Consider the following 20867-nt stretch of genomic DNA (forward strand, 5'->3'; position numbering starts at 1 on the left):
CTGAAGCCTGGTTCCCGGGCTCAAGACGAATTTTTTCCCTATGTGCAGTTGTCAGGGAACCCTCCCTGAAAAAGTGTCTCCAGACACTCGGTTCATCCGGCCCAAAGCCGATATGAGCCGCAGTCTGGTGACCATGGCACAGTGGTACCACCCGTTCCCATTCCGAACACGGAAGTGAAACGCTGTTGCGCCGATGATAGTATGGCGACAGGCCATGCGAAAGTAGGACGTTGCCAGATTAAACATCACCCCGCATCCCCTCAAAAAGGATGCGGGGTTTTTTGTATGTTGCGTGTTGCGCCAAATCGCATGACGAAAACACGCTGACAATCACCACTGCGCACACCGCAGCCCGGCGCACAAACGACACGCCGCCACGCAGTGCTGCACACCAACCCATCAACGCCCGTGAAACACAACAGGCCCAACGCGGCTCAAAAGGACACACGGACACGCACGAATTTAAACCAGTTCTCGAAAAGCCTGTCAGAGGCACCCTACGGGAATATCGAGAGAGAAGGCCGTGATGCTGAGCTGTGTTTTATGAATCGCATGAGCGCACTTCGCCATCAATGGAGCTCAATGCCTCAGCTCTCTGCCTTACTTCATTTCAAAGAGGGCGCACCTTTTTGAGCTCTCGATGCCACAGACCCGTGTCTTGAGCCTGTACAGCAGTTTTGCCTACCTGCCCAGCGGCACGCGCTGCTGCTCTCGATGGTAGGGATGCGCTGTGCGCGTCCCTGGAATCCTTCCTCCCAGCGTGGTCTGCTGCCCCATCGCATTCCCCCTTTCCGAAAGCGCCCGCTTCTCAGCGCATGAGACCTGGTCTTGCATGCTCTTTCTGTCTCATGTCTTCAGGAGTGGAAGGCCACCGTAGGCATAGATACAGACCTGTTTTCGGCAGGCAGGAACGCCCAGCTCAACTTCCTGGCTCCGCTTACTTCGCCGCATACCCCTGCCAGAGCCATTCCAGGGCCTGGGGGAGGATTTGGGGGCGGGCGGGGCCGATGCCGTGGCCGGCGTTGAGGCAATAGACGTACTGGTAGTGGTAGCCTTTGGCCTTCAGGACTTTGGCCATGCGATGATTGGCCTCCACCCAGTCGTGCATGTTGTCGCGCATGACGTTGGGGTTGAGCAGGTCGCGATCGCCCACGGCCATCCAGATGCGCAGAGGTTTTACGGGGCTTTCAGGGATGAGTTTGTTGTGGAAGCCCCAGGCACCATCAGGGGTCTCGGGATTGAAGGGCCACTGCTGGTTCACATAAGTGCCGGAGAAGGTGAGCACACGGTGGTAGAGATCGGGATGATACCAGGCCATGGCGAGTGCGGCGGAGCCGCCGGAGCTGTTGCCCATGGTGGCGCGGCCTTCGGGATCTTTGGTGAGTTTGACGCTGTAGTTTTTCTCCACCAGCGGGAGCACTTCGTTTTCGATGAATTCGGCGTAGAGGCCGGACATGGTATCGTATTCGCGACCGCGCTCATGGCCCTGGGCATCGCCGCCGCCGCTGGAGATCATGATGGCGACCATGGCGGGCACGCGCTTCTGGGCGATGAGATTGTCGAGGATGCGGGCTAGATTCATGTCGGGTTTGCCCATGCCGGGGCCGTCATGCGTGACGATAAAGGGGGCCGCAGTGCCGGCGGAGTACTGCGCAGGCACGTAGACGGTGACAGTGCGTTTGTAATCCACGGGGTGGGTTTCGACGATAAGGGTCTTGGGGTTCTTGGGATCGACGATGCCAAACACCTCACGTGCGATGCCGGGGTTGAAGAGCTTGCAGTCCTTGGAGTCGATCTGGAACTGCTGAACCTTGCCCTGAGGCACACCTGGCACCACTTTGGTTTCAGGGGCTGGGAGGTAGTCGGGACCGATGACGTAGTCGCCGTCGGTATTGACGGGCGGGACGGCGCCCGGCTTGCCATCCAGGCGGGTGAATTTGGGGGCGCTGGGGGCATCGAGCGGACGGGTGGGCGGCTGCGGGCGCTCGGGCTTTTTCATCTCGGCCACATCGACGACATCCAACTGGATGAACTGGCCGTTGTAGGGCTGCGGTGCGGGCGGGATGCCGGGCACGACGAGCTTGGAGAAATTGGTGATCATGTGGCCGTTCTGGCCGTCGCCGTGGAAGGCGAGCGTGGCACCGCCGTCGATCTCCAGACTGGCGGTGTAGTCGATGGTGAAGATGCGGTGTCCCACCTTGTCGTCCCGGTTGAAAAAGAAGTGGGAGGAGGGCGAGGAGACGCTGAGCTGGTAGATGTTGTAGGTGGCGTTGTTGGGAGTGCCTCCGATGTAGAAGCGCTCTCCCTCCTGCTGGCCGTCTTTGTACATCATGGGCTCCACCACACCACGCACCCGGACGGTGACCTTGTAACGCTTGGCGGGATCGCCGCCGAATTTCCTGACGTCGGTGAATTTATCATTCGTGGCCGGGTCATTGGTCATGCGGGCGGAGATGCCGTCTGCGCCGGGCTTGGGATTCTCCGGCATGGGATCGCGGCAGGGAAACTCAAAGCGGTAGCCGTCGATGGCTGCGGCCACTTTTTTCAGGCTCTCATCGGCTGGTGCTGACGTGGCGATGAGAAGCGGCAAGGACAGACTGAGGATGTGGCGCAGGGAGAGCATGGTAAAGAGAGAAAAGCAAAACGAGGCGACACGACGAAACAAGCGGATGTGCCTGTTTCACGGGGCAGAGTGGAACGGTGCTCGCCGGAGGAGCTTTTCAGCGGCTTTGCACCGGGGATTACCAGCAGATTCCGTCGTACTGCCACGGCAGGCTTTTCAGATCCTCCCAGCCGCTGACATCGATGACGGCATGGTCTGCGCGCGCGCTGGCCCGCAGGTCATCGATGCTGGCGCACTTTTGGGAGATGACGATGACATCGCTGTTTTCCAGAACCTCGCCGGCGGTGGACTTCATGAGCTGGGCCAGGTGCGGCATGCGCTGCTGGATCTGCTGCTCATTGGAGCCGATGAGGCGGGAGAGATTGATCTGGGGATCAAAGATGCTCAGCGTGTGTCCGCGGCCGTAGAGAGTCTCGGCCGCAGCCACTAGGGGGCTGCCGCGCAGGTCGTCGGTGTCCGCCTTGAAGGCCAGCCCGAGGAAGCCGATGCGGCGCTTCTGCTTTCCTTCAATGAGCTGCACAAAAAGCTGCTGGTGCGCAGCATTGGTGGAGAGGGTGTTTTCCAGCAGCGGCAGGCTGAGGCCCTGCTGGCGCACAAAGGCATGCAGTGCGGAGACGTCCTTGGGCAGGCACGAGCCGCCAAAGGGCGCGCCCGGGCGCATGTAGTAGCTGGAGATGTTCAGCTTCTTGTCCTCGCATACCACCTGCATCACACGTTTGCCATCCTCGCCGAGCTGCTTGCAGAGGCGGCCGATCTCGTTGGCAAAGCCCACCTTGAGGGCATGGAAGTAGTTGCAGGAGTACTTGATCATCTCCGCGCCTTCCCAGCGCAGCAGCTCCGGCTTGCCGCCGAGCAGCCCGGCGATCTCCTCCGGCACGGGCGAGCTACCGTCTTCGTTGCCGATGACGGAGAGGGAGGGCTCGTCAAAGTCGCGCACGGCCGTGCCTTCGCGCAGAAACTCGGGGCAGTAGTAGATCTCCACGCGGCCAGCCTGAATGAGGTCTGCCAGCACCTCTCCCACGATGCTGCGGGTGCTGCCGGGCAGCATGGTGCTACGAAAGATGATGACGTGTTTTTTGGTCAGCGAAGACAGGGCCTCAGCAAGCTGGCGTGTCACGGAGCGCACAAAGCTCAGGTCCAGGCTGCCGGAGGGCTGGGAGGGGGTGCCCACGCAGATGATGCTGGCGTCCGACTGCGCCACGGCCTGCGCCACATCCTGGGTGGCAGTGATTCTGCCACTGGTGCTGCCGTCTTTTAGGAGAGCATCCAGACCTGGCTCCACGATAGGGGAGATCCCTTGGTTAAAGGCTGCGACCTTGGCTGCATGCAGGTCCACACCGATGATGCGGTGCCCCTTTTTTGCCAGACAGGCGGCAGTAACGGCGCCAACGTAACCAAGGCCTAGGACAGAAATGTTCATGCAAATACGGCTGCGGGGAAAAGAAGATAGGATGGGAACCTGTTTATTGAGCGATCAGCGCATAATGTAAACCAGCAGACGGTATTTTTTTTGTGCTGGAATTGCGGCAGCTTGTCTCCTTAGGCGGCAACTCCCTGGCACCGATCAGACGCAGACGGTGGATTTCCAGCTGCGCTGCCTTGGAACTGGCCTGGAGAAAGACCACCAGCTGGTGAACAAGCCGTCTGTCAGCGTTCCGGGGCCAGACGATCTGGATGCTACTGGTTCCCGCCTGCATCCAGCCACCCGCACGAATACGCCTGGCCCCATCTTCATTCACGTCCAGCCGCACACCCACTTCCACCGCCGAATCTGACTGCAGTGTGCCAGAGATCTCAAGGCCTTCGTAGTCGCTCCAGTCGCGGTCCAAGGTGTCCAGATGGATGCTGCCAGGGTGGTTTGCGTCTCGCGTCAGCAGCAGGCAGGGGCCCTTTCCTCGATCTCGCACCTGAGAAGGCTCTATCGTCCACAATAAATGCATGCCTGGGCGGGAGCTTTGAACAAGCGTTGGAAACAAGCGCTGAGCCTCGGCTTGCACGAGCCAAACCTGCACACACCAAAGAGTGGGGGGGGCCAGCGCGCAGAACAGCGCCAGCATATAGGTAGTGAGAGCCACCGGCTTTGAGTTCTGCTGGGCGGCTCCCTGCCAGAGGCAACCCCCGAGGATTCCTGCCATTCCCCATAGGAAATCAGCCAGGCTGCTCGTGCGACCAAACCAAGGCTGCACCCATTCGATCAGAGCCGCTATCACCATAGCCACAGGCGCGGCAAGCAACAGGCTCGGGATCGCTGCCAAATATTTTGTGAACAGGTATGCCACAGTAAACACGCATACTGCCATCAGTGGAGCGTGCAGACGATTGGTCAACTCACCACGCCAGCCCGCTGACCAACCATGCGGCAGAGGCAGAAAAAACAGAAGCAAAGCCAGTGCTAGGATGGCCAGACAGATTAGGGAAGGGAGGAGCGAGCGCTTCAAATCAATCAGGGCATAACGGCTGTTTTGTTGGTATGATAACGCTCCAGGCCGGGCTGGCGAGCCGTAGATACTGGGAGTTTTACCTTTTTTGCCCCCAAATGAGCGGCAGTTTCTTGCTGCAAAAGTTGCAGAGATGGCTGGAAACGTTGTAGCATTGAGTATGACATTGATTCTGAAGACGCTGCTCCACCTCGTCCATCCTCTCTGCGTCATATGGCTGGTGCTCGGCTTGTGGTTGCTTCGGATGCTCTACAACCGGCGTACGTTGGGGCTGTGGTTTCCTGGGGCGGCCTGGCTGATCCTCACCCTTCTTACGTGCACCCCGTTTGCCTCATGGCTCATTGCTGGCCTCGAAAATCAAGTAACGAGTGTCAAGGTGGCAGAATTGCCTCAAGCCGAGGCCATTGTATGCTTGGGTGGTGGTTTCGTCCCCTCGTTGGTGGAACCAGCCGGCTTTCAATTGCAATCTGGTGCCGATAGGCTGACAACTGCTCTGACCTTGGCCGTCGAAGGTAAGGCGCCGCTGTTGATATTAGGGGGCGGCGGCTATCCTCATGAGGGGCATGTTTTTTCTGAAGCAGACACCGTTAGCAGTTATATTCGCTCCCACTTCAGCCTCAAGACTGAACTGCTCAGCATGGGGGTCTGCAAAGATACCCATGACGAAGCTGTGAAAGTGGCCGCCCTGACCAAGCAGCGAGGGCTGAACCGGCTGCTTCTCGTGACCAGTGCCAACCACATGCCACGCACCATGGCGGCTTTTCGCAAAGTTGGAATCAACGTCATACCCGTACCCTGCAATTATATTAGCAGCCTGAACCATCTGGGAGAACAAAGATGGTTGCATTTACCCAGCCCGCGTGGATTGGATGTTTTTGGCGCATGGCTGCACGAGATCGTTGGATCTTGGGTTTACTACTTTCGAGGCTGGGTCTGATTTCGGGCGAATGGTTGGGGCTTCAGTGATTTAATGAAGATTGGCCCTAGGCTCTAGCTACTTGAGCCCTATGTAATTTTTGAATTCATAGTAAATTTTGTAATTTATTGCGCTGATAAAACTCGTCGGCAAGGGGGCACTAAAGGAAGGGGGCAAAGCCTTCTTGAGCTAACATTTTTTGCGAAGACATTGCTAATCCTGATGTTACAGCTTTTTCCCTTGATATAGGAAGGTTGCCTCGCTAGGTGGGTCGGTTTAGTTCTCTTGATTGCTGAAGCATTGGGAAGGTATTAATAGGCGTTCGGCTGTTTTTCTCGCTCATGATCCCCATCATTTCACAAGCTTTATTTAGATCGCGCCCTTCCCGACGCGCTCGCTTTTGTGTGAGATTTTGGCGGAAAGTGGCTGATTTTGTGGCAACTGGCACCCCTATTGCGCTAATTTTGACTAGGTTGAGCTTGATTCTCAGACAAATAATTCTCCGCGTACTCTGCGTGGCGATTTGATATGTCTTATGACAAACATCCCTTTTTTTGACTTCATCACTAAAGCTACGTTTAGCATCCAGGCCTCTAACAGGCGTGGTGATCTTGCGTCGCATGAAAGATGCGGGGTGTCGTGGCTCGCCGGTCCTCCTCTCCGCTCGCAAAAACTGGCTGCGGTATCTTCAGCCCACGGCTGCACAACCACTTTTGTTCACTTCTCACTCGACTCTGTTCCCGGACACTAGTTCCGCCTGACATCCCATGAAAAGCATCCTTACTCTGACCCGCGCCTTTGCTGCCATTTTGACGGCAGTGCTGTTCAGCCGCGGCAACCTGCAAGCTGCTGTCCTTACCTGGGACACTGTCAGCGGGGATAGTGGCGTCATTACTGGCGGCTCGGGTGCCTGGATTGACGCCAGTGGCAACTGGAACAACGGTTCTACGGATGTGCTGTGGAACAACGTTACGCCTGACAGCGCCATCTTCGGCGGGCTTGCAGGTACGATCACTCTGGGCGGTGGCATCACCGTCGGGAACATGACTTTCAACGCTGGCACGGGAAATTACACGATTGATGGTGCTGGTAATGTTCTCACCCTCTCCAGTTCACTCATCACAGTCAACACGGATGCCACCATCGCTGCCATCCTCGGCGGTTCGACCGGCCTCACTTTGGCGGGCACGAATAAGCTGGTGCTTTCCGCCGCCAGCACGTTTACCGGTGATTTGAACATCAATTCTGGCACCCTGGAAATTTCTGGCACAGGAACTGTCCTCCAGAACAACAATGCCTCCACCGTCACTGTGGCATCAGGTGCCACGGCCTTGCTGAGCGGCAGTGCCAACAACGTCCTAGGCTGGGGCGGCAGCGGGATTTCGGGCTCCTATGAACAATGGGTGGTTGCTGGAACCATCAACAACACCGGTGGTGCTGCTCAGACGATTCCCTTTGGTGGTATCGCTTTGAACGGGGGCACTCTTACCAGCAGTACCGGTAATGCCTTTTTCGGCTCTTATCATGTGAACGCCAGCAGTGGTGTTATCACGGCCAATGGCACCGGTAACACGATCAGTGCCGTCGATGTTGGCATTGGCAACACCACGGCCACGATATCCACGCCGCTTGCAGGTGACACACTCACGACATCGAGTGTTTTCAAGGATATCGGCGGCGTCGGTGCTCTGACAAAGACAGGTGCAGGAACCATGATCATGACTGGTGCCAGCACCTACACCGGGGCCACAACAATCAGCGGTGGGGCTTTGCAGGTGGATGGCTCGCTGGCTTCCGGCAGCACCGTGGGTGTGGGAACGGCGGGTGCCCTGACGGGTTCGGGAACGGTCAGCGGCAACGTCACCCTCACTGGCAGCGGCGTCATCAACAAGAACGGTGGCAGCATCGGCGGCACCCTGGGAGTGACTGGAGGCAGCTGGAACGGAACGGGCAGTGTGACCGGTCTGGTGACCTCCAGCAGTGGCACCTTCACCATCGGCAGCGGTGCCAATCTGACTGCCAATGGCAACCTCAACGTGACGGGCGGCACTCTTGCCAGCGGCAGCAGCACAAGCACGATCACCGGCAGTGTGAACTACACCAGCGCCAGCAGCAGCACCTTTGGCGGCGTGATCGCCGGCAGCGGCAAGACGCTGACGATGAACAACGCGTCATCGACGCTGACCCTCAGCGGCAGCAATACCTATACGGGAGCCACCACGATCAGCGCCGGCACTCTTCAGATTGGCGGCGGTGGAACGACAGGCGCGTTGTCCACCAGCAGCGCCATCACCAACAACGCTGCGCTGGCCTTCAACCGCAGCAACACGGTCACCCAAGGTACTGACTTCGCCAGCGCCATTAGCGGCAGCGGCAGTGTGACGCAGGCTGGCAGCGGCTCTCTCATCCTCTCTGGGGCCAATACTTACACCGGTGCGACGACGGTCAGCGCGGGGGTGGTGAACATTCAAAATGCTGCAGCCCTGGGTACCGTAGCCGGTGGTACGAGTGTGAGTTCAGGTGCTGCCCTGCAGATTCAGGGCGGCATCGTCGTGGGAGCCGAGGCATTGACCTTGAACGGTACGGGTGTGAGCAATGACGGCGCACTGCGCACCATCAGCGGCACCAACACTTATGGCGGTCTGGTCACGCTCGGCAGCTCCACACGCATCAACTCCGATGCTGGCAGCACGCTGTATCTGACCAACACCGGCACGATCACCGGATCAGGTTTTGGCCTCACAGCCGGTGGCGCTGGCAACACCACGATCGCCGGCATCATCGGCACTGGCACAGGTACCCTGACTAAAGATGGCGCTGGCGATCTGTATCTGACTGGAGCCAACACCTACACCGGCACGACCACCATCAGCGGTGGCAGGCTGGTTATCGGCAGCGGCAGCACGACGGGTTCTTTGTCCACCAGCAGCGCCATCGTCAACAATGCCACCCTGGCATTCTGGCGCAGCAACACGCTGACGCAGGGAGCGGACTTTGCCAGTGTGATCAGCGGCAGTGGTGCGGTGAGCCAGGCAGGCGTCGGCACGACGATCCTGAACGGAGCCAACACTTACACAGGAGCAACGACCGTGAGCACGGGCGTGCTGAACATCCAGAATGCTACAGCTCTGGGCACTACGGCTGCGGGCACCACTGTGCTGTCGGGGACGGCCTTGCAGATTCAGGGCGGCATCGTCGTGGGAGCCGAGGCATTGACCTTGAACGACACGGGTGTCAGCAATGACGGCGCACTGCGCAACATCAGCGGCACCAACACCTATGGCGGTCTGGTCACGCTCGGCAGCTCCGCACGCATCAACTCCGATGCTGGCAGCACGCTGTATCTGACCAACACCGGCACGATCACCGGATCAGGTTTTGACCTCACAGCGGGTGGCGCTGGCAACACCACGATCGCCGGGATTATCGGCACCGGCACAGGTGCCGTTACCAAAGACGGCGCTGGCGATCTGTATCTGACGGGTGCCAACACCTACACCGGCACGACCACCATCAGCGGCGGCAGGCTGGTTATCGGCAGCGGCAGCACGACGGGTTCTTTGTCCACAAGCAGCGCCATCGTCAACAATGCCACCCTGGCATTCTGGCGCAGCAACACGCTGACGCAGGGAGCGGACTTTGCCAGTGTGATCAGCGGCAGTGGTGCGGTGAGCCAGGCAGGCGTCGGCACGACGATCCTGAACGGAGCCAACACTTACACAGGAGCAACGACCGTGAGCACGGGCGTGCTGAACATCCAGAATGCTACAGCTCTGGGCACTACGGCTGCGGGCACCACTGTGCTGTCGGGGACGGCCTTGCAGATCCAGGGCGGCATTGTTGTGGGGGCCGAGGCATTGACCTTGAACGGTACGGGTGTCAGCAACGACGGCGCACTGCGCAACATCAGCGGCACCAACACTTATGGCGGTCTGGTCACTCTGGGCAGTTCCTCACGCATCAACTCAGACGCAGGCGCGCTGACTCTCAGCAACACGGGAACGATCACCGGCTCTGGACTGGCGCTGACTGTCGGCGGAGCGGGGAACACGACGATCAACAGCATCATCGGCACTGGCACAGGCACGCTGACTAAGGACGGTGCGGGAACCCTGGCACTTACCGCCGCCAGCACCTACACTGGCGTGACGACCATCAGCGCAGGCACACTGAGCGTGGGCACCATTGGCAATGGTGGCGTGGCCGGGAACCTGGGCCAAGCCTCAAACGCTGCTGCCAACCTCGTCTTTGACGGCGGCACCCTGCAATATACTGGCAGCACCGCGACTTCCGACCGTGCCTTCACGATCAATGCTGGCAAGACGGCAACGATTGACACGAGCAATGACCTTACCTTGGTCGGCGCCACAGGAGCCGCAACTACTGGAGCCCTGACAAAGACCGGGTCCGGAGCTTTGATCCTGACTGGCGTGAGTACTTACACAGGAACGACCACGATCAGCGCTGGTACTTTGCAGGTGGGTGCTGGCGGCACGACCGGGGCGCTCGCATCCGGTAGTGCCATCATTAACAATGGTACGCTGGTTTTCAACCGCAGCAATACAGTCACCCAGGGCTCTGACTTTAACAGCGTCATCAGCGGCAGCGGCGGGCTGACGCAGGCAGGCAGCGGTACGCTTCGGCTCACCGGTTCAAATACCTTCACTGGCAATGTGAACGTCACATCAGGGACTCTCGAAATTTCTGGCACTGGCGGCATACTCCAGTCCTCGAATAGCGCAACTGTCACCATCGCTTCCGGTGCGACTGCGTTGTTGAGTGGCACTAGCAACAATGCTCTGGGCTATAACGGGACGGAAAAATGGGTTGTGGCGGGAACGGTGAACTCCACGGGTGGTGCGGCTCATAACGTTCCATTTGGTGGTATTACTCTGAACGGTGGCACTATAACCAGCACCTCGGGCAATTCGACCTATGGATCGTTTATTCAGAGTATCTTCGGTGGCGTCATTACGGCCAACGGCACTGGCAATACTATCAGCGCGGTAGATTTTGGCATTCAGGCTGGTGCTACCTTGACTCTCGCGACGCCATTGGGTGGCGACTCGCTCACTGCTTCTTCGGTATTTAAGAATTACACTGGGGCTGGGGCGCTTTCCAAGACTGGGCTGGGTACAGTAAAGCTTACAGGAGTGAGCACCTACACTGGCGTGACGACCATCAGCGCAGGCACACTGAGCGTGGGCACCATTGGCAATGGTGGCGTGGCCGGGAACCTGGGCCAAGCCTCAAACGCTGCTGCCAACCTCGTCTTTGACGGCGGCACCCTGCAATATACTGGCAGCACCGCGACTTCCGACCGTGCCTTCACGATCAATGCTGGCAAGACGGCAACGATTGACACGAGCAATGACCTTACCTTGGTCGGCGCCACAGGAGCCGCAACTACTGGAGCCCTGACAAAGACCGGGTCCGGAGCTTTGATCCTGACTGGCGTGAGTACTTACACAGGAACGACCACGATCAGCGCTGGTACTTTGCAGGTGGGTGCTGGCGGCACGACCGGGGCGCTCGCATCCGGCAGTTCCATCACTAACAATGGTACGCTGGTTTTCAACCGCAGCAATACAGTCACCCAGGGCTCTGACTTTAACAGCGTCATCAGCGGCACGGGCAAACTGACCCAGGCCGGTAGTGGAACACTGGTGCTCAATGGCAGCAACACTTACTCAGGCTTGACGACAGTGAGCACTGGTGTGCTGAATATTCGAAGCGCCGGTGCGCTGGGAACGACCGCTGCGGGAACCAGCGTCACTTCTGGAGCTGCGCTGCAGATCCAGGGCAACATCACCACCGCCTCTGAGGCTCTGACACTGAACGGAACGGGCGTGAGCAACGATGGTGCCTTGCGCAACATCAGTGGCAACAACAATTACGCTGGGTTGATTACCCTTGGAAGCTCTACGCGGATCAACTCTGATGCAAACAACTTGGAATTGAGCAATGTGGGAACGATTACCGGAGCCGGACTCGACTTGACTGTTGGAGGGGCTGGTAATGTCATTATTAGCAGCAACATCGGTACGGGCAGCGGCGCATTGGTCAAAGACGGCACAGGAACTCTGACGCTACTTAGAGGCAGTTCATATACTGGCGCCACCACGGTGAGCGCGGGCATCCTCAACCTCCAAGCCAATGCGGGCCTCGGTACGACAGCAGGCGGCACTTCAGTGAGCAATGGTGCAACTCTGCAGTTGCAAGGCGGTATCACGGTTGGGGCGGAAGCGCTTACGCTCAATGGTGGCGCAGCCAGCGGCCAGTCTGGCGCCTTGGTCAACGTCAGCGGTAGCAACACCTATGGCGGTGCGATCACTGTGGCTGCGAGCAGCTCGATTTCGGCAGCCAGCGGCTCAACGCTCACTCTGACGGGTGGTGTGGTAAAGAACGGCACGGTGGCTACCTTCACTGGTGGCGGCACGATTAATGTCAGCACGACGGCCATCAGCGGAGCTTCTGCAAACTCCGATGTCATTGTAGATGGAGTGACTGTGAACCTGAACGTGGCCAACACCTACAATGGTCCGACCTTCATCCGAAACAGTGGTACGCTCAACGCCAATGTGGCCAATGCGCTTCCGACAGCTAATGGTCGTACCGCAGTGACCTTTGACGGAACCGGCACATCAGTCCTTGCCTTGGGGGCTTCTCAATCGGTGGCTTCGTTGACTTCCGCTGGCGGGGCAACGGTGACTTTAGGCAGCAATACTCTGACCGTTGGCAGCGCTTCCGGAAGCACGACTTTCGCGGGTTCCATCGGTGGCACTGGTGGGCTGGTGAAAGACGGCGCCAGCACTCAAATCCTTGGTTCCAACAACAGTTATACGGGTGCTACAACGATTAGCGCTGGCAATCTGACTTTGCAGGGAACGTATGCTTCCAGCGGTTTTGCCATCTCATCGGGAGCTACGCTTGAATTCAATTCCGCTTCATCTTTGGATTATGGAACGACCACCTTCTCCGGAGCTGGAAAGCTTCTGAAGACCGGCACAGGTGAACTCAGGTGGGGAGGTAATGCTGCTACCTTCGCGCTGACTTCGGGGGCTCTTATCGACATCCAGGGCGGTTTGATGGTTGGGGGGAACTTTGCCAACGAAGTTTGGACGAACAACAAGTCGGATTTGAACATCGCCAGCGGAGCCTTCTTTGCGGGTGTGGAAGCCAATGTCAGAGTCAATGCGCTGACTGGTGGCGGAACTCTTTCCACCGGTTACAGCGGCAGCGGCTACACGAGTTTGACGGTCGGGGTTGACAATGGAGGCGGCACTTTCTCAGGGAGCATTACTGATGGGGTCGCCAGTTTGGGTGGTTATTCTGATTTCGGGGGCGCTGTCGCCACCGGCAACCTGACCAAGGCTGGCACGGGAACCCAGGTGCTTTCTGGTGCAAACACCTATTCCGGCACCACCACGGTGAGCGCGGGCATTCTCAACATTCAAAACGCCACGGGTCTCGGCACCACGGCGGCTGGTACATCCGTCACCAATGGCGCGACTCTGCAGCTGCAAGGCGGCATCACGGTGGGGGCGGAGGCGCTGACTCTGAATGGCGGCGCGGCCAGCGGCCAGACCGGCGCCTTGGTCAACGTCAGCGGCACCAACACCTACGGCGGCGCGATCACCGTGGCATCCAGCAGCTCCATCTCAGCAGCCAGCGGCTCGGTGCTCAACCTGACGGGTGGTGTGGTAAAGAACGGCACGGTGGCTACCTTCAATGGTGGCGGCACGATTAATGTCAACACGACGGCCATCAGCGGATCGTCTGCTAATTCCGATCTGGTGATCGATGGCACGACGGTGAACCTGAACGTGGCCAACACCTACAACGGCCCGACATTCATCCGCAACAGCGCCACGCTCAACGCGAACGTGACCAATGCCCTGCCTACGGCCAACGGCCGCACCGCCGTGACCTTTGATGGCACTGGCCCCTCGGTGCTTACCCTTGGCGCAGCTCAATCTGTGGCCTCGCTGACGGCTGCAAGTGCCGCGACCATCACCCTGAATGCAAACACTCTCACTGTGGGGGATGCGAGCAGCAACACGACCTTTGCGGGCGCGATTGGCGGCACGGGCGGATTGACCAAGGACGGAGCCAGCACTCTGGTGCTCAGCGGCAGCAACGGCTACAGCGGCACGACGACGGTGAGCGCGGGGACTTTGTCGATCACGGGAGACATCAACAGCTCGGCGACGATAGCAGTCAGTGGTGGCTCGCTCACCACCAGCGGAGCTGACAAGCTGGCAAACGCAGCCGCAGTGACGGTGTCTGGCGGGACGTTGACGGTGGGTGGATCGGACACGATTGGCACGCTCACGATGAGCAGCGGCACGATTGGCGGAACAGCGACACTGACAGCAACGACCTACGACCTGAGCGGTGGCACGGTGAATGGCAATCTGGGCACGGGCACGATCAACAGCTCCGGCACAGTGGCCCTCAATGGCACAGCGGCGGCGGGGACGGTGAATGTCACGGCAGGCACGCTGACCCTGGGCGCCAGCAGCGCGATCAACAGTGCGACAGCGGTGAGCGTCAGCGGTGGCAGCCTAGCGCTGGGAGCGTCCAATCAGATTGGGGACAGCGCTACGGTGACGGTGTCCGGTGGAACTCTGGCCATGGGAACCAACAACGACACCATCAGCGTGCTGAGCCTGAGCAGTGGAACGGTCAGCGGCAGTGGCACGCTGACAGCCACGACTTACACTTTGAGTGGAGGCACGGTCAATGCCAACCTGGGAACAGGTACGATCAACAGCTCCGGGACGGTGGCCCTCAATGGCACAGCGGCGGCAGGGACGGTGAATGTCACGGCAGGCACGCTGACCCTGGGCGCCAGCAGCGCGATCAACAGTGCGACAACGGTGAGCGTCAGCGGTGGTAGCTTGGCGCTGGGAGCGTCCAACCAGATCGGCAACAGCGCTACGGTGACAGTGTCCGGTGGAACTCTGGCCATGGGAACCAACAACGACACCATCAGCGTGCTGAGCCTGAGCAGTGGAACGGTCAGTGGCAGTGGCACACTGACAGCTACGACCTATGGGTTGAGCGGAGGCACGGTGGATGCCAACTTGGGAACAGGCACGATCAACAGCTCCGGGACGGTGGCTCTCAATGGCACTGCAGCGGCGGGGACGGTGAATGTCACGGCAGGCACGCTTACTTTGGGCGCCAGCAGTGCGATCAACAGTGCGACAGCGGTGAGCGTCAGCGGTGGTAGCTTGGCGCTGGGGGCGTCCAACCAGATCGGCAACAGCGCTACGGTGACGGTGTCCGGTGGTACTCTGGCTATGGGAACCAACAACGACACCATCAGTGTGTTGAGCCTGAGCAGTGGAACGGTCAGTGGCAGTGGCACGCTGACAGCCACGACCTATGGGTTGAGCGGAGGCACGGTGGATGCCAACTTGGGAACAGGCACGATCAACAGCTCCGGGACGGTGGCTCTCAATGGCACCGCAGCGGCGGGGACGGTGAATGTCACGGCAGGCACGCTGACCCTGGGCGCCAGCAGTGCGATCAACAGTGCGACAGCGGTGAGCGTCAGCGGTGGTGGCAGCCTGGTGCTGGGAGCGTCCAACCAGATTGGCAACAGCGCTACGGTGACGGTGTCCGGTGGAACTCTGGCCATGGGAACCAACAACGACACCATCAGCGTGCTGAGCCTGAGCAGTGGAACGGTCAGCGGCAGTGGCACGCTGACAGCCACGACTTACACTTTGAGTGGAGGCACGGTCAATGCCAACCTGGGAACAGGCACGATCAACAGCTCCGGGACGGTGGCCCTCAATGGCACAGCGGCGGCAGGGACGGTGAATGTCACGGCAGGCACACTGACCCTGGGCGCCAGCAGTGCGATCAACAGTGCGACAACGGTGAGCGTCAGCGGTGGCAGCCTGGTGCTGGGAGCATCCAATCAGATTGGGGACGGCGCTACGGTGACGGTGTCCGGTGGTTCTCTGGCCATGGGGGCCAACAACGACACCATCAGCGTGCTGAGCTTGAGCAGTGGAACGGTCAGCGGCAGTGGCACACTGACAGCCACGACTTACACTTTGAGTGGTGGCACGGTCAATGCCAACCTGGGAACAGGCACGATCAACAGCTCCGGGACGGTGGCTCTCAATGGTACAGCGGCGGCGGGGACGGTGAACGTCACGGCAGGCACGCTGACCCTGGGCGCCAGCAGTGCTATCAACAGTGCGACTGCGGTGAGTGTCAGCGGTGGCAGCTTGGCGCTGGGGGCGTCCAATCAGATCGGGGACAGCGCCACGGTGACCGTGTCCGGTGGGTCTCTTGCTATTGGAACCTACAGCGACACTGTTTCGGCCGTGCAATTGACTGGCGGCAACATCACCGGAACCACAGGTGTTCTTACCAGCACCAGCACCTATGACGTGCGCTCCGGAAGCGTTAGCGCCATTCTTGGGGGCACGGTGGGATTGACGAAGTCCACTGGCGGCACGGTGACTCTGTCGAACTCTAACACCTATACCGGAACGACAACCGTCAGCGGGGGAACTCTAACGCTTAGCGGTTCAGGTCAGATCTCCGACAATTCATCCGTCGTGGTCTCCGGCGGTACCTTCGATATTGGAACGGTGAGTGACACCGTGGCAGGCGTTCAACTAACCTCGGGCGGCATCACGGGGTCCACAGGTGTGCTGACTAGCAGCAGCACCTACGACATGCAGAATGGCTCGGTAAGCGCCATCCTCGGCGGCAGCGTAGGACTGAACAAGACGACTTCCGGCACCGTGACACTGAGTGGCAGCAACACCTACACAGGAGGCACGTCCTTGACCAATGGAAACCTTGTGGTCAATGGAAGCATCGGCAGCAGCAGTTTGACAACGATCGATGGAGGAACCTTGATGGGAACAGGTACTGTGGGTGCCATCCAGCTCAACAGCGGCGGTGCAATCAATCCTGGAGGAGCCTCCTCTGCGGGGACGCTGAGCACAGGAAATATTTCCATCGTGGATGGTCAGCTCCACTTCAACATTGGCGGCACCGGTGCCGGTAGCTATGACCAGCTCAACACCAATGGAACGATCAACCTTGCCGCAGGCGGTGCCGGTGCCAAGCTTGTGCTGGACGCCATCAATGGCTACACAGCAACTCTGAACAATGCCTTCACCCTTGTGAGCAACGATTTGACGGACGCTATTACCGGAAAGTTTGCCAAAGGCACCTTTAGCGGCACGAAGTTGATCACGCTGAGTGGAGTGGATTATGTAGAAAACGTGCTTGGTTCAAGCTATTATGGTCGCATCAACTACTCCGGCAGCTCTCTGGCACCGGGCACGTTGGCCAGCTCTGGCAACGATGTCATCCTCAAGATTGTGACTCCTGAGATCACTATCACTGAATCTGGAAACAACCAGACAGACGGGGGGACCTACGACTTTGGCGATGTGGACAAGGTCGTGCCCTCTGTGCCTCTGACCAAGACCTTCACGATCAAGAACGATGGTGAAGTCGATCTGATGGGGATTGTGATCCACACTCCAACGGGCGCTGCTGCTTCCGATTACACCTTGGATTTGACTGGCACTGCCTCCACGCTCATCCCCGGAGCTAGCACCACCTTTAAAATCACGTTTGATCCAAGCCGCATCGGAACGCGGAATGCAGACATCGTGATAGACAGTAATGACTTGGATGAAAATCCCTTCAACCTAGCACTGACCGGTGTGGGCACGATCGCCCGCGATGTCAGTGAACCTTGGACGGTTTTGTATGGTGGAGTGAATGCGCCCGCCACACGTCGTGATGGTGTGGCAATGGCCGTGGCAGTGCAGAAAAGCACGACTCGTGACGAGGCGGTGGCGGTTTTTGCCACAGGTTATACGACGAATGCGGCCTCCAATCGGGACATTTACACGGCCAAGTATGATCCGGTGACCGGGGCAAAATCTTGGGAACGCATTTTTGCAGGTGCCGCCGGTATGGATGACGAGGCCGCTGCAATCGCGGTGGATGCCAATGGAGATGTGGTGATCACCGGTTACACCACCGTCGCTGCCAACAATTCGGATGTGTATGTGGCCAAATACTCCGGGGCAGATGGTTCCTTGGTTTGGGAGCGCACTTATGCAGGCAGTGGTGGAAGTTTTGATGAAGGCAACAGCATTGCGGTGCATTCCTCCGGACGCGTCCTGGTGGCGGGCTACGGCAGGACCAGCAGCGGTGCTGACATGTTTGCCGCAGGTTATTCAGGCTCCGATGGCAGTGTGCTCTTTGAGCGCCTGATCGAAGGTGGTGGCAATGGAGATGATCTGGCTCGCAGTGTTGCTGTGGACAGCGCCGGCGATCTGGCAATCGCAGGCTATGTGCGTGGTTCAGCCAAGGACTTCAGAGTGATGAAGCTCAGCGGTACCAGCGGCGCCACGGCATGGCAGTGGAATGTGAACGGCAGCACAAACTCAAATGACGAGGCATTCGCGGTGGCTTTTGACTCCACCGGGCAGGTGGTCGCAACCGGAACAGTGAGTGCGGCAAACTTTGATCTTTACACTGTCAAGCTGACTGCTGCTGGAGCGCTGGTCTGGCAGAAGCAATGGAACAGTTCGTTCAACTCTTCGGACGCCGGCTACGACATTGCAGTGGATAATTCAGGAAATGTAATTGTGGGGGGAACAAGCTACCGCGCTGCCAGTGTGATGGATGGCTATGTGGCAGAGTATGCCGCTGGCACGGGGGCATTGGTCTGGGAGCGCCGGTTCAATGGCTCGGTTTCAAATCAGGACGCCATCAACTCAGTGGATCTGGATGGCTTGGGTAATGTGGTGGCGACAGGTTTCTCATATAATGCCACCCCCAATTCGGATGTGTTAACCGCCAAGATATTTGCCACAGACGGCGGCTTGGTATGGGAAAAAAGGTACAACGGTGTCGCCAACCGTTGGGATAATGGCGCTTCCGTGGCGGTATCGCCAGATGGCAACATTTATGTTGGCGGCTACGCTGGCAGTTCAGCTGGAACCTTGGATTTCATGGTCAAAAACTATCAGGCGGTCATTCCTGCGGTGCAGACCTCTCAGTTCATCGCGTTCTCCAACCCCGGTGGGCCTCGCGTTGCCGGGTCCGACCTGCCGCTTTCAGCCTCAGCCTCCAGCGGGCTGCCGGTCAAGTTCACTATTGTCAGCGGACCTGCAACAGTCACTGACAGCGGCAACATGCTTAGCTTTACTGGAGCAGGTACGGTGACTGTTCGTGCCAGCCAGCAGGGAAACAGCACGTATGCGAAGGCGACTCCCGTGGATCAGACATTCTCCGTCATCAAGAGCGGTCAGACCATTACCTTCACTCCGCCCGCCAGTTTGGCGTCTACGGCGCAGTGGCCGCTTACGGGGCTGTCCACCAGCGGCTTGCCGCTTTCTTACAGTGTGCAGAGCGGGCCTGGTACCATCACCAGTGGAGTGTTGAGTTTCAGCGGCGCTGGTGCCGTTGTTGTCCGAGCCAGTCAGGCAGGAGATGCAAGGTTCAACGCCGCCGCAAATGTGGATGCCACGATAACATCAGTGAATAATGCGCCGATCATCATCTTGGATAATATTGCTGAGAACTGGCGGGACCGCTATGCAGGCAGCGGAGCAGGGCAGGGCAATGATCTTGCGTTGCAACTCAGTGGCAACACTGCCGTGGCCGGTTTCGTGGGCGGCTACACCACCACCAGCACAGGCAAAGACCTTTACCTCGCCAAATATCTCGCTGATGGCACGCTGGTGTGGACCGTCATCAGCGGCACCAGTGGCAACGACGAGGCCATGAGTGTGAAGGTTGATGGCAACGGGGATGTGCTCGTTGCCGGGTACGTCACCACAGGAACTGGCCAAGATGTCTATGTGGCCAAGTACAACGGCGGCACGGGTGCTAGAATCTGGTCCTACACCTACAATGGCACGGCCAATGGAAATGATGTCGGCGTATCCTTGGCCTTGGAAGGCACCACCAATGTGGCGGTGGGGGCTTACGTGGTGAGCACGGGTGCAGGTAACGATTTCTTCGCCGCCAAGCTCAACCAGAGCACGGGTGCGGTTGTGTGGACAAGTGTGCAGCCCCGCAGCGGCACCACTTCGGATGTGCCCGTCAAAGTCGCCGTGGGCACGGACGGTGGCGTTGTGCTTGCAGGCGCCTCCGGCAGTGACGCTTGGACGATTAAACTTGCCTCTGCCACCGGCAGCAGGATCTGGCAGCAGGTGTACAATTACGCAAACAAACCCGATGCCGTTCGTGGCCTCGCGCTTGATGCCGCCGATAACGTGATCATTGCCGCCTACTCGCAAGGGGCCAACTACGACATGTACACTGCCAAGTACGCAGCGTTGGACGGTAGTTTAATCTGGGGCCAGCGTTACAACAGCAGCTTCAACTCTTCCGATGCACCGTGGGATTTGGTGGTGGACGGAAATGCCAATGTTTTTGTCACCGGTACATCTTACCGCTCGGCCAGCGTGCGCGATGGAATGACGCTGAAATATGCCGGTCTCGATGGTGCGCTGGTTTGGGAAAAGCGCTTCAATGGTTCGAGCGGCGGCAATGATGAAAACACCTCCATCTCTCTAGACGGCATCGGCAATCCTGTGATCAGCGGCTACACCACGAACTCTGACGCGACCACCGACGTCTATCTTGCCAAGCATAACAAAGCTGCAGGGGACATTCGCTGGGAGAAGACTTTTGATGGTGACAATAACAAAAACGACAGCATCAAAAAAGTGCAAGTGGACCCCAACGGTAACGTCTGGATGACGGGCTCAGCGACCAACAGCAGCGGGTTTTTGGAGGTGCTTACCCTGCGCCACATTCCCAGCCTATAAGATGCTTTGAAATATCGGCTTATTTCATCTATTTTAATCAGCTACAG

The 20867-nt window shown here is 58.6% G+C and carries 6 protein-coding genes and 1 rRNA gene; 3 read left to right on the plus strand and 4 right to left on the minus strand.

Annotated elements, in window-relative coordinates:
- Positions 1–123: 123 nt before the first annotated feature.
- Positions 124–239 (plus strand): 5S ribosomal RNA (gene rrf / locus HNQ65_RS00005).
- 698 nt (positions 240–937) lie between these two features.
- Here rrf and HNQ65_RS26925 read toward each other — a convergent pair.
- From HNQ65_RS26925 to HNQ65_RS00025, 3 genes are all read right to left on the minus strand, one after another.
- The gene (locus HNQ65_RS26925) at positions 938–1999 is read right to left on the minus strand and encodes an alpha/beta hydrolase-fold protein (protein WP_184338415.1); all 1062 of its coding nucleotides are present in this window, start codon (positions 1997–1999) and stop codon (positions 938–940) included.
- A 742-nt stretch (positions 2000–2741) separates the two neighbouring features.
- Complete coding sequence (locus tag HNQ65_RS00020; protein WP_184337212.1) at positions 2742–4043, minus strand: nucleotide sugar dehydrogenase; 1302 nt, start codon at positions 4041–4043, stop codon at positions 2742–2744.
- A gap of 43 nt (positions 4044–4086) precedes the next feature.
- Positions 4087–5061: a VanZ family protein gene (locus tag HNQ65_RS00025; RefSeq protein ID WP_184337213.1), complete on the minus strand. Its 975-nt coding sequence runs from the start codon at positions 5059–5061 to the stop codon at positions 4087–4089.
- Between the two features lie 160 nt (positions 5062–5221).
- Between HNQ65_RS00025 and HNQ65_RS00030 the strand changes: the two genes are divergently transcribed.
- On the plus strand, positions 5222–5998 hold the full coding sequence (locus tag HNQ65_RS00030; RefSeq protein WP_184337214.1) for a YdcF family protein: 777 nt from the start codon (positions 5222–5224) through the stop codon (positions 5996–5998).
- Between the two features lie 241 nt (positions 5999–6239).
- Here HNQ65_RS00030 and HNQ65_RS00035 read toward each other — a convergent pair whose 3' ends face one another.
- Positions 6240–6599: a hypothetical protein gene (locus HNQ65_RS00035; RefSeq protein ID WP_184337215.1), complete on the minus strand. Its 360-nt coding sequence runs from the start codon at positions 6597–6599 to the stop codon at positions 6240–6242.
- 145 nt (positions 6600–6744) lie between these two features.
- Between HNQ65_RS00035 and HNQ65_RS00040 the strand changes: the two genes are divergently transcribed.
- Positions 6745–20820, plus strand: a complete 14076-nt coding sequence (locus tag HNQ65_RS00040; RefSeq protein ID WP_184337216.1) for an autotransporter-associated beta strand repeat-containing protein — start codon at positions 6745–6747, stop codon at positions 20818–20820.
- Positions 20821–20867: the final 47 nt, after the last annotated feature.

It is taken from the genome of Prosthecobacter vanneervenii (genome assembly GCF_014203095.1).
Lineage (GTDB): Bacteria > Verrucomicrobiota > Verrucomicrobiia > Verrucomicrobiales > Verrucomicrobiaceae > Prosthecobacter > Prosthecobacter vanneervenii.